At 73.2% G+C, this 12,868-nt stretch carries 11 protein-coding genes and 2 pseudogenes; 5 read left to right on the top strand and 8 right to left on the bottom strand.

Going from position 1 to position 12,868, the window contains the following annotated elements:
- The first annotated feature begins 9 nt into the window (after positions 1 to 9).
- Positions 10 to 495: a cell division protein CrgA gene (locus NUV38_RS05605; protein WP_257728172.1), complete on the top strand. Its 486-nt coding sequence runs from the start codon at positions 10 to 12 to the stop codon at positions 493 to 495.
- 36 nt (positions 496 to 531) lie between these two features.
- Here NUV38_RS05605 and NUV38_RS05600 read toward each other — a convergent pair whose 3' ends face one another.
- Positions 532 to 1,164 (bottom strand): histidine phosphatase family protein, encoded by a 633-nt coding sequence (locus tag NUV38_RS05600; RefSeq protein WP_257728171.1) that lies wholly within the window; start codon positions 1,162 to 1,164, stop codon positions 532 to 534.
- A gap of 95 nt (positions 1,165 to 1,259) precedes the next feature.
- On the opposite strand from NUV38_RS05600, the pseudogene idi reads away from it, so the two are divergent.
- The 3 genes and pseudogenes from idi to crtI all read left to right on the top strand — a co-directional run.
- A pseudogene (gene idi, locus NUV38_RS17100) lies at positions 1,260 to 1,824 on the top strand (isopentenyl-diphosphate Delta-isomerase); the annotation flags it as partial.
- Positions 1,801 to 2,946, top strand: a complete 1,146-nt coding sequence (locus NUV38_RS05595) for a polyprenyl synthetase family protein (RefSeq protein ID WP_374626232.1) — start codon at positions 1,801 to 1,803, stop codon at positions 2,944 to 2,946. The pseudogene idi and the gene NUV38_RS05595, both read left to right, overlap by 24 nt.
- Positions 2,943 to 4,427: a phytoene desaturase family protein gene (gene crtI, locus NUV38_RS05590; protein ID WP_257728169.1), complete on the top strand. Its 1,485-nt coding sequence runs from the start codon at positions 2,943 to 2,945 to the stop codon at positions 4,425 to 4,427. The genes NUV38_RS05595 and crtI overlap by 4 nt, the downstream gene beginning before the upstream one ends.
- Positions 4,428 to 4,536: 109 nt before the next feature.
- Here crtI and NUV38_RS05585 read toward each other — a convergent pair whose 3' ends face one another.
- Positions 4,537 to 5,667 (bottom strand): lycopene cyclase family protein, encoded by a 1,131-nt coding sequence (locus tag NUV38_RS05585; protein WP_257728168.1) that lies wholly within the window; start codon positions 5,665 to 5,667, stop codon positions 4,537 to 4,539.
- A gap of 40 nt (positions 5,668 to 5,707) precedes the next feature.
- On the opposite strand from NUV38_RS05585, the gene NUV38_RS05580 reads away from it, so the two are divergent.
- Entirely contained in the window at positions 5,708 to 6,652 is a 945-nt protein-coding gene (locus NUV38_RS05580; protein WP_257728167.1) for a phytoene/squalene synthase family protein, read from the top strand.
- A 71-nt stretch (positions 6,653 to 6,723) separates the two neighbouring features.
- Here NUV38_RS05580 and NUV38_RS05575 read toward each other — a convergent pair.
- From NUV38_RS05575 to NUV38_RS05550, 6 genes and pseudogenes are all read right to left on the bottom strand, one after another.
- Positions 6,724 to 7,098 (bottom strand): annotated as a pseudogene (locus tag NUV38_RS05575) (cytochrome P450); the annotation flags it as partial.
- Between the two features lie 749 nt (positions 7,099 to 7,847).
- Positions 7,848 to 9,461, bottom strand: coding sequence for an FAD-dependent oxidoreductase (locus NUV38_RS05570; RefSeq protein WP_257728166.1), 1,614 nt, complete (start codon positions 9,459 to 9,461; stop codon positions 7,848 to 7,850).
- Between the two features lie 8 nt (positions 9,462 to 9,469).
- On the bottom strand, positions 9,470 to 10,207 hold the full coding sequence (locus NUV38_RS05565; protein ID WP_257728165.1) for a methyltransferase domain-containing protein: 738 nt from the start codon (positions 10,205 to 10,207) through the stop codon (positions 9,470 to 9,472).
- A 26-nt stretch (positions 10,208 to 10,233) separates the two neighbouring features.
- The gene (locus NUV38_RS05560) at positions 10,234 to 11,052 is read right to left on the bottom strand and encodes an ABC transporter permease (protein WP_055962123.1); all 819 of its coding nucleotides are present in this window, start codon (positions 11,050 to 11,052) and stop codon (positions 10,234 to 10,236) included.
- Positions 11,049 to 12,020 (bottom strand): ATP-binding cassette domain-containing protein, encoded by a 972-nt coding sequence (locus NUV38_RS05555; RefSeq protein WP_257728164.1) that lies wholly within the window; start codon positions 12,018 to 12,020, stop codon positions 11,049 to 11,051. Before NUV38_RS05555 ends, NUV38_RS05560 begins: the two co-directional genes overlap by 4 nt.
- Before the next feature lie 193 nt (positions 12,021 to 12,213).
- Positions 12,214 to 12,867, bottom strand: a complete 654-nt coding sequence (locus NUV38_RS05550) for a fasciclin domain-containing protein (protein ID WP_257728163.1) — start codon at positions 12,865 to 12,867, stop codon at positions 12,214 to 12,216.
- Between the last annotated feature and the right edge of the window lies 1 nt (position 12,868).

Genomic DNA, 12,868 nt, shown 5'->3' with positions numbered 1-12,868 from the left:
TAGCCCAGAATGTCCCGTAGGCAGCCGAAAGAGATCCCCGTGGCCAAGAACAGCAACCCGAGCAAGGTCCGCACCCCCCGAGGTGGCTGGCTGCACCCGCTCGCCCTGCTGCTGCTGGTGGCGGCGATCGCGTGGGCGGTCGGCGCCTTCTTCACGGTCTCGGACCGTTCCTTCCCCAACGTCGGCGCCATCCCCGGCCTCTTCCGCCTCGGCGGCTGGAACTTCGCCATCGCCGCCGTCCTCGCGTTCGCCGCGTCGTCGGTGGCCGACCGCACCCGTCCGGAGCCCGAGCCGGGCGCTCCCACCGGCAACCGGTACGCCGCGCCGCTGATGATCGCCTCGGCCGTGGTCGGCCTGCTCTGGATCGTGGTCTTCTACGTCATCTCCGGCACCGACATCCAGATCCCGGTCTACTCCGACCTCGGTGACTGGAACATCGTCATCGGCATGGGCTTCATCGTCGCGGCGTTCGGCTTCGCGATGAAGTGGGAGTGACCCGCCCGATCTCAGCTCGACAGGCTCGGCACGCGGCTAGCGGAAGGTCACCTGGTCCGCGGGCACGTGCCCGTGCTCGTTGTAGGTGAGCAGCCGGGTGCCGCCGCGCCCGACGATCAGCGTCGTGACCGAGGCGTTCACCACCACCCGGTTGAGGGTGACGAACAGCGACGAGTCCCCGGCCAGCAGGTGCGAGGCGACGAGCGCGATCGGTCCTCCGGACGTGAACACCGCCACCCGTCGGCCCGTCCCGGCCTCGGCCACGGCGGCGTCGAGGGCACGCAGCACGCGCTCGGAGAACTCGGCGAACGTCTCCACCGACGACGGCGCCCCGCTCACCCACGCGCCCAGGGCGTCGTCGAGCCGCTGCTGGAAGGCACGCAGGTCCGTCGTCGGGGTCACGTCCATGCCGGCGAGCGCCAGGTGGTCGTACTCGTTCCAGCCGGCGTCGACGTCGTACAGGTCGCCGTCGATCGCGTCGAGCGCGGCCACCGCGGTCTGGGCGTGGCGCTTCATGGAGCCCGCGACCGACCAGTCAGGGCGGAAGCCCGACGCCTCCCACGCCATGCCGAGCCAGGAGCCCTGCCGGGTGCCGCGCTCGGACAGCTGGTCGTAGTCGTCGCTTCCGAAGGAGGCTTGGCCGTGCCGGATCAGATGGAGGGCGCCCACCTCGGAAGGCTAGCGGGTCGGCGGGCCGGGAGCCGCCCGGGTGGCTTGCGCTGCGAAGTCGGCGCGCTGCGTCGAAGATGGAGGGATCATGAACGTCTGGACGACACGCCGGTGACCGCGTTGGAGGCAGCACACGTCGAGTCAGGGCAGGACCTGGTGGTCCTGCTCGACGACGACGGCACCCCGGTCGGCACGGCACCCCGGCTCTCGGTCCACGGGACCGAGACCCCGCTGCACCAAGCCTTCTCGCTGCACCTGTTCGACGACCAGGGCCGGGTGCTACTGACCCGACGCGCCCTGAGCAAGCTCACCTGGCCGGGCGTCTGGACCAACTCGTGCTGCGGGCACCCCCGACCGGGCGAGGCCCTGGAGGACGCCGTGCGCCGACGTCTGCGCGAGGAGCTGGGGGTCGAGGTGGACGACCTGCAGGTCGTGCTCCCCGACTTCCGGTACCGAGCCGTCGACGCCAGCGGCGTGGTCGAGAACGAGATCTGCCCCGTCCTCGTGGGCCGAGTACGAGGCAGCCTCGCCCCCGACCCGGCGGAGGTGGGCGAGCACCTCTGGGTCGCCTGGTCCGACCTCGTGGCCGCCGCGACCGCCACACCAGGCGTCTACAGCCCGTGGTCGGTGCTGCAGGTGCCGCAGCTCGACGCGCGCCGCGCCCACCTCCCCCTGCGTGACAGCGCCACCTCGGTCGGACCCACGACGGGCACCGACGCCGACACCGTCACGGCCGTCGCCGATCTGCTCGCCGCCGAGCTGACGTGGGTGGAGTCGGTGTGGGACGCGCTGGTCCCTCCGGGTGGCGCGGGCCCGCTCGCGGGAGGTCCCGGCGATCTCCCCGGCTGGCTGCGCTCCCTGGTGCTCGGCGGGGGCAAGCGCCTGCGCCCGCGGATGTGCCACTGGGGCTTCGTGGCGGCGGGGGGCGAGGTGGGCACACCCGCTCATGACGACGTGGTGCGCGCCGCGGCCGCCCTCGAGACGCTGCACCTGTTCGCCCTCGTGCACGACGACGTCATGGACCAGTCCGTCGAGCGCCGGGGTGCGGCCGCCGCCCACGTGGTCGCGGCGCACCGCCACCGCGAGGTCGGCGGCCACGGCGACCCCGACCGCTTCGGCCAGAACATCGCGATCCTGCTGGGCGACCTCGCGCACAGCGAGGCCGACCGGCTCGTCCACACGCTGCCCCTGGCGCTGCGCGACTACTGGTACGAGCTCAACCTCGAGCTGATCGTCGGCCAGCGGGCGGACCTGACCGGGGCCGCGGGGCGTCGCACCGACCTGGCCCACGCCGAGGCCGTGGCCGCGCTCAAGTCCGGCGCCTACACGATCGGCCGCCCGCTCCAGCTGGGCGCTCTCGCGGCCGGCGCCACGGCGTCGCAGCGCGACGCGCTCGAACGGTTCGGCGCGCACCTCGGGCGCGCGTTCGCCTGGCGTGACGACGTGCTCGGCGTGTGGGGCGACCCCGCCGTCACGGGCAAGCCGTCGGGCGACGACCTGCGCGAGGGCAAGACCACGCTCATCTGGGTGCTCGGCGCCGAGCGACTGACGGGTGGGGCCGCCGCTGCCATGGCGCGCGTCGGCACCCCCGACGCCCGCGACGGCGACGTCGCGCTGCTGCAGCGGGCCCTCGCCGACGCGGGCGTGCAGCAGGAGGTCGAGGACCGCATCCGGGCCGAGACCGACCGAGCCGAGCAGGTCCTGCTCGACTCCCCGTTCAGCGCGGAGGGTGTCGTCGGTCTGCGCGACATCGCCCGCACCATCTCCTGGAGGTCCGCATGAGCCACGTCGTCGTCGTCGGAGCGGGGCTGGCGGGCCTCGCCGCCGCCTGCCACCTGGTGGGCGACGGGCACCGCGTCACGGTGCTCGAGCGCGAGGACGTGCCCGGCGGGCGCGCGGGCCGGCTGACCCGCGAGGGCTTCACGTTCGACACCGGCCCGACGGTGCTGACGATGCCCGACCTCATCGACCGGCCGCTGCGCGCCGCCGGCTCGAGCCTGGCCGAACGGCTGGAGCTGAGTCTGCTCGACCCGGCGTACCGGGCCTTCTTCGCCGACGGCTCCACGCTGCAGGTCCGGCACGGCCACGAGGCGATGCGTGCCGAGATCCACCGCGAGTGCGGGAGCGTCGACGCGGCCGCGTTCGACGAGTTCGTGGTGTGGCTCCGCAAGCTCTACCTGACCGAGATGCCGCACTTCATCGACCGCAACTTCGACCGGCCGACCGATCTGCTCTCCCGGCCCATGGCCGCCGCCCGTCTGCTGGCGATGGGTGGGTTCACCCGCCTCGGGCCGATGATCCGGCGACGCTTCGCCGACGAGCGGCTGCACCGGTTGTTCTCGTTCCAGGCCATGTACGCGGGCCTGGCCCCCGACGACGCGCTCTCGCTCTACGCCGTCATCACGTACATGGACTCCATCGAGGGCGTCTACTTCCCGAAGGGCGGCATGCGCGCCGTGCCGCAGGCCCTGGCCGACGCCGCCTCCGACGCCGGCGCGGACCTCCGCTACGGCACCACCGTCACCGCGCTGGTGCGCGACTCCGGGGGCCGCGTGCGTGGCGTGGCCACGGGCGAGGGGACCATCGCGGCCGACGCCGTCGTGTGCACCATCGACCTGCCCACGGCCTACGAGTGGCTGCTGCCCGAGCTGAAGCTCCCCCGCGCCGTCCGCGGCATCGGCGGACGCCTCGGTGGGGACTATTCGCCGTCATGCGTCGTGTGGCACGTGGGCGTCAAGGGGATGCCGCAGGGCAAGGCCCACCACAACATCCACTTCGGCCACGAGTGGGCAGGGGCGTTCGAGGACCTCATGAAGCGCGGCACCCTCATGCGCGACCCGTCGCGACTGGTCACCATCCACTCCCTCGACGACGACGAGGCCGCACCCGACGGCGACAGCACGCTCTACGTGCTGGAGCCGACGCCCAACCTCGACGTCGGCCGCATCGACTGGAAGGCCGAGCGCGAGCCGATGAAGGAGCGCCTCATGGAGTTCCTCGAGGGTGCCGGCTACCCGACCGACATCGTCGTCGACGAGCTGGTGACGCCTCTGGACTGGCACGAGCAGGGCATGGCCGCCGGGACGCCGTTCGCGCTGGCGCACACGTTCGCCCAGACCGGCCCGTTCCGCGCCGCCAACGTCGACAAGCGGGTCCCCGGCCTGGTCTTCGCCGGCTCCGGCACGGTCCCCGGTGTCGGCGTCCCGATGGTGCTCCCGTCGGGCCGCCTCGCCGCGGAGCGGGTCAACCAGCTCCTGCGCTGACCCGCCCATCCGCACGGCCTCGCGTTTCGGACACGTCCGGGGCATTCCGAGCGGCACGTGTGCCCCGGAACTGTCCGAAACGGAGGGACGTGAGGGCGGGGGTGGTGGGTCAGCGGCCGAGGGTGGCGCGGGCCAGCTCGCGCCGGCCCGACCACGGCATGTGGCCGAACATGGTCCACATGGCGCCGGCGACGGCCGACGGCGGTGCGTCGCGCGACATGAAGGCACGCTGCTGGTGGGCGGGGAGGCGGCCGAAGCCGTCGAAGAGGGCGAGGGTGCCGTCCACGTCGAGGCGCAGCAGGGCCCGCAGGCCCGCCTCGCGCAGCGCGTCGACCGGACGCACCGGGTCGACCTGGTCCGGCACGCGACCGGCCGCCAGGTCCTCGGCGAGGGAACGACCTCGCAGCAGCGCGTGCGCCACCGAGTAGCCGGTGACGAGGTGCCCGCCGCGGCCGGCGACGCCGAGCGCGAGCGTGCCCGGCACCGGTGGTCGACCACGGCCCCGCATCGGGATCCGCACGACCTCGCGGGCCAGGGGAGCGTCGACCACGGCGGGGTCGACACCGCGGGCCGCCAGCCGACGCCGCAGCCGCTCCTGCAGCTCCTCGAGGGCCATGCCCGGGGCGGCGGCCAGGCAGGTCTCCTCCAGGAGCACGGTCCCGTCGCCCAGGTCGAAGGCGTACAGGAACGTGGGGGTCGCACCCGCGGGCGGCACCCCGCCCGGCGCCCAGTCGGTGCGCCAGTCCATCAGCAGCGACTCCGCACCCTGCAGCGCCGGAGCCGCCACGTCGGCGGGGACGACGACGCCGAAGGCGGTCTGCGCCGGCGCCGGGTCGTGGGCCACCCGACCATCGGGCCGGGCGCCACGTGCGTCGACGACGATCCTGGCCTGCCCCGCCAGCGCCGCGACGCCGACGTCGTCGAGCCGGTCCCGACGCACGTCCACCCCGTCGAGCGGCAGCGCGGCCTGCACCGCCGCGTTGTCGAGCACCACGTACGTGCGCGGCAGCCGGTGCACGGCGGTGGCCCGCACCTGCGGTGCTGCCGACCGGGCCCGCACCACCGTCGGCGGCAGGCCGGACAGCTCGTCCTCCCACACGCCGTACGTGGGCGTCCAGACGGCCTCCGGCCGCGGGTCGACGGCCAGCACGCGCAGACCCAGGGCCGCGCAGCGCGACGCGAGCGTGCGGCCGGCCGGACCGAGCCCGACGACCGCGACGTCAACGGGACCGGTTGTCATGCGGCCCATCCTCCCCCACCTCAGTAGGCTGGGCTGCACCATGGCACGCCCCCTGCACCCCGACCCCAGGCTGGCCGAGGGGTACGCGCGGTGCGCCGAGCTGACGAAGCGCCACGGCACCACCTACTACTGGGGTGCGCGGCTACTCCCCCGTGAGCAGCGGATCGACGTCTACACCGTCTACGCGCTGTGCCGGCTCGCCGACGACATCGTCGACGAGCCCGAGCGCGTCGACCCGGCCGTCCCGGGCCACGGCGAGGTCGACCCGGGCGTGCGGCTGCAGATGTTCGAGCAGCACTTCTGGGACTGCGTGGCCGCCGGCCGGTCCGACGAGCCCGTGATGGCCGCCGTCGTCGACAGCCTGCAGCGCCGCGGTACCGACCCCGAGTGCTTCGACCGGTTCTTCCGCGCCATGGAGCTCGACCTGACACGCACCACGTGGGAGACGTGGGAGGACCTGCGCGACGGCTACATGGAGGGCTCGGCCGCCGTCATCGGCGAGATGATGCTGCCCGTCCTGCAGCCGCTCACCCCGGCGGCGCGGGAACCGGCCCGCGCGCTCGGGCACGCGTTCCAGCTGACGAACTTCCTGCGCGACGTCGGCGAGGACCTCGACCGCGGGCGGGTCTACCTGCCGCAGGAGGACCTGAGGCGTCACGGCGCCGACCCGTGGACGCGTCGGGTCACTCCCGCCTGGCGGTCGATGATGGCCGAGCAGGTGGAGCGCAACCGCGCGCTGTACCGCGAGGCGGCGCCGGGCGTCGCCATGCTGCCGAAGCCCGGGGCACGCTGCGTGGCCACCGCGCTGCGCATGTACTCGCGCATCCTCGACCTCGTCGAGGAGGCCGACTACGACGTCTTCTCGGGACGCCTGCGGGTCCGGCCGCGGACGAAGGTCGCGATCCTGGCCGACGTGCTGGTGCGCGGTCCGGGTCGCGGACTGCCGCCCTCGCCGAGGGCCAGCCTCGCCCCGCGGAGCCAGTAGCCCGCGATCAGGTGGTCCCAGCCCAGCTCGGGCTCGGCAGCCAGCCGCGGCTCGAGCGCCAGCAGCCGCAGCAGCAGGGCGTCGGACTCCAGCAGGGCCAGCGGCTGCCCGGGGCACTTGTGCTCGCCGTCGCCGAACGCCAGCACCGGGTCACCCACGCCGGCGGGCAGGGAGCGGCCCGGGCAGAGGTCGAGCGGGGCGTCGACCACTGCGAGAGGGTCGGCGTTGCCGGGGCGCACGCACACGTCGACGAGGTCACCGGGCTCGATCGTCCACGCGTCGTCGCCGTCGGTCACCGCGATCTCCTGCTGCGCGCGCCGGTACAGGTGCCCGACGACGGGCTCGAGCCGGATGATCTCGCCCAGGATCGCCAGTCGTTCGGCCTCGGGTGCCACGAGGTAGCGGGCGCGCAGGGCGTCGTCGTCGAGCAGGTGCAGCGCGGCCATGACGATGAACTCGCGCGTGGTGACCATGCCCGCGGTGCCGTACGTGACGCACTCGACGAGGATGCTCGGCGTCGAGTACCCCTCCGCCAGCAGGTGGCTGATGATGTCCTCGCGCGGCTCACGGCGCCGCGCTCGAACGGCGGGGCGCACGTCGGCCCAGAACAGCCGGCCCACGGGGAGCAGCCCGCGGTAGGCCGCCTGCATCCACTGCCGGCGGGACCTGCCGAGGTCACGGCGGGTGATGTCGAACGGCGGCTGGCTGAACATCGCCTCCAGCCGTCGCGCCATGCGCGGCACGGACGACTCGGTGAGCCCGACGACCTCGGCCGTCACCTCGACCGTGTACAGCAGCGCCAGCTCGTCGAGGGTGCACCCGCCGTCGGCGACGGCCTCGGCGAGCAGCCGGTCGGCCACGGCGTGCATGAGGTCGGTGTACCGCTCCGCCACGACGGTCGGTGCGAGGAAGCGCGCCACCTTGCGGCGCTGCTCGTCGTGCTTCGGACCGTCGGACACCAGGATCGGGTGGTGCTCCAGGTAGCCCTGCGGGATCGCCTCGGCCGTGAAGCCCGCCTGGGTCGTGGCGTGCCGGGCGCGCAGCACCTGACGCGCCGCCTCCAGCGACCGGATCCGCCAGACGGTGCTGACGCCGGGCCGGCCACCGGCGTCGACCCGCTCCACGCGCGGGACTCCCGTCCCGTGGTCCGCCTCGCCGGGCAGGACGGCCCGACGTCGCGACCGGGTGGGCTCGCTCATCGCGAGAGCGAGGGCAGCCGCGGGCGTCGGCGCAGCAGGCCGTCGAGCGGGACGGTCCAGATGTCCTCGCCCCGCACGCCCCACCCCGCGAGCAGCTGGTTGGCCGCGAGCACGCCGGTGGTGGCGGCCCGTTCCATGAGCGCGATCGGCCAGTCGACCCGCAGCCCGTCGCCAGCCAGCACGAGCCCGGGATAGGGGGTGTCGACGGTCAGGCGGTCGCGCCACGGCCCGGTGCCCACCAGTCCGCAGTCGTCCTCCACGAGCAGCTCCTCGTGCACGATCCCGAGCGTGCGGGTCTCGGGGTAGACGTCGTGCAGGGCGGCCAGCAGCCGCTGCCGCACCAGAGCGACGTCGAGACCTCCGGCGCCGTCGCCGGCCAGGTCGGCGTCACGTACCGGGTCGGTGGCGTAGGCGTGCAGCTCCACCACCGAGCCGCCGTGCCGGGCGGACCAGTCGGCGGCTCCGCGCTCGAAGCGCTCCAGCACCGTCACGTTGTCGAGCAGGTCGAACCCGCTCGTGCCGAGGAACGCCTCCCGCTCCGCCGCCACAGTGCCGTCGAGCCACAGCCGCAGCACCGCGAAGGGCGGGGCGTTGTGGCCGGCAGCAGCGCGGCGGTGCCAGTCGCGACGCTCGTCGTCGTCGGTGGGCAGGGGGGCCACGAGCGTGCGCGTGGTGCGGGGGTCGGTCGCCAGCACCACGGCGTCGGCCCGCAGGGCCTGCTCGCCCGTGTGCACGAGCCAGCCCCCTCCGTCGAGTGCCGCACCGTCGGGTGCGACTCGGTCGGCCCGCACGCCGGTGCGCACCCGCGCGCCCAGCCCCTCGAGGTAGCGGCCGAGCGGCGCCCACAGCACGGCGTCGTAGTCGTCGTCGGGGACGTCGAAGAGCAGTCCCTCGGAGCTGCCGGTGAAGTAGGTGTGGAACATGCCGACCAGCTCACCGGCGCCGAACTCGGTGGGGTGGGCGAAGAACGACCGGGCGAAGACCTCCAGCGCGAGGTGCCGCGCCCCCTCGGGGAAGCGCAGGCGGTCGAGGAAGTCCTGGGCGGACTCCCCGTCGTAGCGCTCGTGGCTGGCCGGGTACGAGGCGTCGACCAGCTCGAGGGCGCTCGGCACGTGGACCGACGGCAGGGCCGCGACGGGGAACGTCGGGCTGCGCAGCACGAAGGTCAGCAGGTTGAGCGGCGGCGTGGCCGGCAGGGCCGCGAAGGAGTCGGTGAGCCCGTCGCCGCGTCGCAGCGGGTAGTCCGGCACCGGCACCAGGTGCGACAAGGTGGGATCGACGCGGCGCAGCAGCGAGCGCAGCGTGTAGTACTGGCGGAAGAACGCGTGGAACCCGCGGCTCATCGTGCGCGAGCCGTCGGGCCCGCCGGATCCGGTGTCGTCGGCGTCAGCCAGCGGCCAGGCGCGCACCCGGCCACCCAGCTGGTCGCAGGCCTCGAGCAGGGTCACCCGGGCGCCGCGCTCGGCCAGCACCACGGCGGCACCGAGGCCGGCGATGCCGCCCCCGACCACCACCACGTGTCGGTCGTCGCCCAGCCGCGAGGAGCCGGGGGCAGCGCGGTGGAGCACGGCGTTCCGGTCGCGACCGGGCGGGACAGGACGTGAGGCCATGGCGCGCGTCAGAGCGGACGTCGGGCGAGGACGGTGTGCAGGATGCCCCGCTGCCAGCCGCCGGCCGTCGTCCACGTGATGTCGGTGAGGCCGGCCCGCTCGAGCCGCGCCTGCAGCTCCTCGGTGGAGTCGTTGCGCAGCACGCTCCGCCACAGGTACCGGTAGATCGCCGGGTTGCCACGCACCGCCATGGACAGCGGCGTGACCACGCCCCAGCAGACGGCGCTCCACACGGCCTCGGCCGCCCGCGAGCCCTTCACGTGGTAGTCCTGCAGCGCGATCCAGCCGCCGGGGCGCACCTGGTCGGCGATGGCCGCGACCACGTCGTCACGCTGCTCCTGCGGCACGTTGCGCAGCAGGTAGGCCGCGAAGGCGCCGTCGGCCGGGCCGTCGAGCTGCACCTCGGCCACACCGGGCAGGTCCTGGGCCCGCGCCTGCACGAAGCTGACGTGGTCGGGCCAGTCCTTCTCCTGCGCCTGGGCGAGCATGCCGGCCGACGCGTCGAGGCCCACGATGCGGGCCCCCGGTCCGGCGGCGTCGACCAGCGCCTGGGTGGAGAGGCCGGAGCCGCAGCCGAGGTCCCACAACGTGGGGGCCGTGCCCGTGACCGGCAGGCTCAGCACCAGTCGGCGCGCGGCGTCGCGCAAGGCGTCGACGTAGCCGGGGTTGAGCGAGGTGAGCAGGTCGTAGCGGGGTGCGGCGCGGTCGAACTCGTCCGCGAGCAAGGTCCCAGAGGTCGGCTCCACCCGCCCAGCCTACGGGGGTTCGCCCGTCAGGACCGGCGGGAGTACGCCCGCATGGTGAGGGGCCCGAACACGGCCACGAACACGCCCGAGATCACGAGGACCGTGACGATGGACCCGCCGTGCGGATCGCCGACCATGAGGCTGCGGACCGCGTCGACGAGGATCGAGACCGGGTTGTTCTCGACCGCCGGCTGCAGCCAGTCGGGCATGGTCTCGATGGGCACGAACACGTTGGACAGGAACGTCAGCGGGAACAGGACCATCATCGAGACCCCCATGACCGACTCCGGGCTGCGCAGCTTCATGCCGAGCAGCGTCCAGATCCAGCTGACGCTGAAGCAGAACACCAGCAGGAGCAGGACGGCCGCCACCACGCCCACGAGACCGCCGGGCGGTCGGTACCCGATGAGCATCGTCACCACCAGGATCACGACCGAGGCCATCGTGTAGCGCAGCGTGTCGCCGAGCAGGGCCCCGACCATGAGCGACGGACGCCAGACCGGGAGGGACCGGATGCGGTCGAAGACGCCCTTCTTGATGTCGTTGTTGATGGTCATGGCCGTGTACATCGTGATCATGACGACGGTCTGCACGAGGATGCCCGGCGCCAGGTACTCGAGGTACTCACCGGTGGACCCGGCGATCGCGCCACCGAAGATGTAGGTGAACATCAGCGTGAACAGGATCGGGAACATCGTCACGTCGAACAGCTGCTCGGGCACGTGCTTGATCTTGAGCAGGGCCCGGTGCGTGAAGATCAGCGACGAGCCCAGCGGGCCCACCGGCTCGGGACGTTCGCTGCTGCCGACCGCCTCACGGACCTTGGCGTCCATGGTGGTGCTCATGCCGGGACCTCCGTCGTGTCGGGCTCGACGTCGGTGACGTGCTCGCCGGTGAGGGCGAGGAACACCTCGTCGAGGCTGGGCTGGCCGAGCGAGAACTCCGAGACCGCGATGCCCTGCTCGGCGACACGCACGAGCGCGTCGGGGACGCCCTGCGGCGACGGCACCGAGAAGGACAGGGCGTAGGGGTCCTTCTCGAGCACGGCCTCGGCGTCGAGGGTCGCGGCCAGGACCGAGGCCGCGCGCTGCCGGTCGGCCTGGTCCGCGACGCGCACCTTGAGCGCGCCCGCTCCCACGGAGGCCTTGAGCTCACCGGTGGTGCCCTCGGCGATCACCGTGCCGCGGTCGATCACGGCGATCCGGTCGGCCAGCTGGTCGGCCTCGTCGAGGTACTGGGTGGTGAGGAGCACGGTGGTGCCGGCGGACACGAGGGCGCGCACGATGTCCCACACCTGGTTGCGGCTGCGCGGGTCGAGCCCGGTGGTGGGTTCGTCGAGGAACATCAGCTCGGGCCGCACCACGATGCTGCCGGCGATGTCGATGCGTCGGCGCATGCCGCCGGAGTAGGCCTTGACCTGGCGGCCCGCGGCATCGGTGAGGTCGAAGGCGTCGAGCAGCTGGTGGGCGCGGTCGCGGGCCGCGGCACCGCGGTACCCGTACAGCCGGGCCAGCATGACGAGGTTCTCCAGACCCGTGAGGTCCTCGTCGAGCGAGGCGAACTGACCGGTCATGGCCACCTTCGAGCGCACCGCGGCCGACTCGGCGACGACGTCGTGGCCGAGCACCTCGGCCCGGCCGCCGTCGGGCTTGATGAGCGTGGCCAGCATGCGGATGGTGGTGGTCTTGCCGGCCCCGTTGGGCCCGAGCACGCCGTAGACGCCTCCGGCCGGGATCTGCAGGTCGACACCGTCGACCGCTCGGTTCTCGCCGAAGAGCTTGACGAGGCCCTCGGTGCGGATCGCTGTGGTCATGGCGACATCGTGCCACGTATTACTGACAGGAATACAGCCTCGAGCCTCACGGGACCCCGCCCCCGGGGACAGCACGAGGCCCGGACCCCCTGGAGGAGGGTCCGGGCCTCGCGTCGATCAGTCGTCGGCGCGGTCGATCACGTCGGGTTCACGACCGCTCCGTCGATCACCTCAGGTGATCGGCACGTGGTGATCAGGCCGGGGGCATGAGCACCGTGTCGATGAGGTACACCGTGGCGTTGGCGGTCTTGACGCCACCACAGATCACACCGGCCTGGTCGCCGACGCGGATGTTGTCACCCTCGCCCGTGATGGTCAGCTCGGCGCCGTTGACGGTCTCGAAGGTGCCGTCGATGTCCGCCGGAGCGATCTGGCCGGGGATGACGTGGTAGGTCAGCACCGACTCGAGCGTCTTGGCGCCCTCGGGGGTGCCGAGCGTCTCCACGGTCTCCGCGGGCAGCTTGGCGAACGCGTCGTCGACCGGCGCGAACACGGTGAACTCGCCACCGTTGAGGGTGTCGACCAGGTTGACGTCGGGGTTCAGCTCGCCCGAGACGGCCTGGACGAGCGTCTTCAGCAGCGGGTTGTTGCTGGCGGCGGTCGCCACCGGGTCCTGGGCCATGCCCTCGACCGAGCCGGCGCCGTCCGGCACCTGCGAGGCGTAGTCGGCGCAGCCCGGGCCGACGAGGTCGGCACCGGCGTCGGACGCGTCCTCGGACGCGGGCGCCGAGGTCTCGTTGTCGGACGCGGCGGTGTCGTCGTCGCTCGAGCCGCAGGCCGCAGTGAACAGGGACAGCGAGGCCACGGCGGTGATCGCGAGGGTCTTGCTCTTGGTCGTCGTGCGCATG

The sequence above is a fragment of the Aeromicrobium sp. 50.2.37 genome, from assembly GCF_024655735.1.
Classification (GTDB): domain Bacteria; phylum Actinomycetota; class Actinomycetes; order Propionibacteriales; family Nocardioidaceae; genus Aeromicrobium.
The sequence above is the reverse complement of the archived record's forward strand: the minus strand, read 5'-3'. Positions and strand labels throughout refer to the sequence as shown.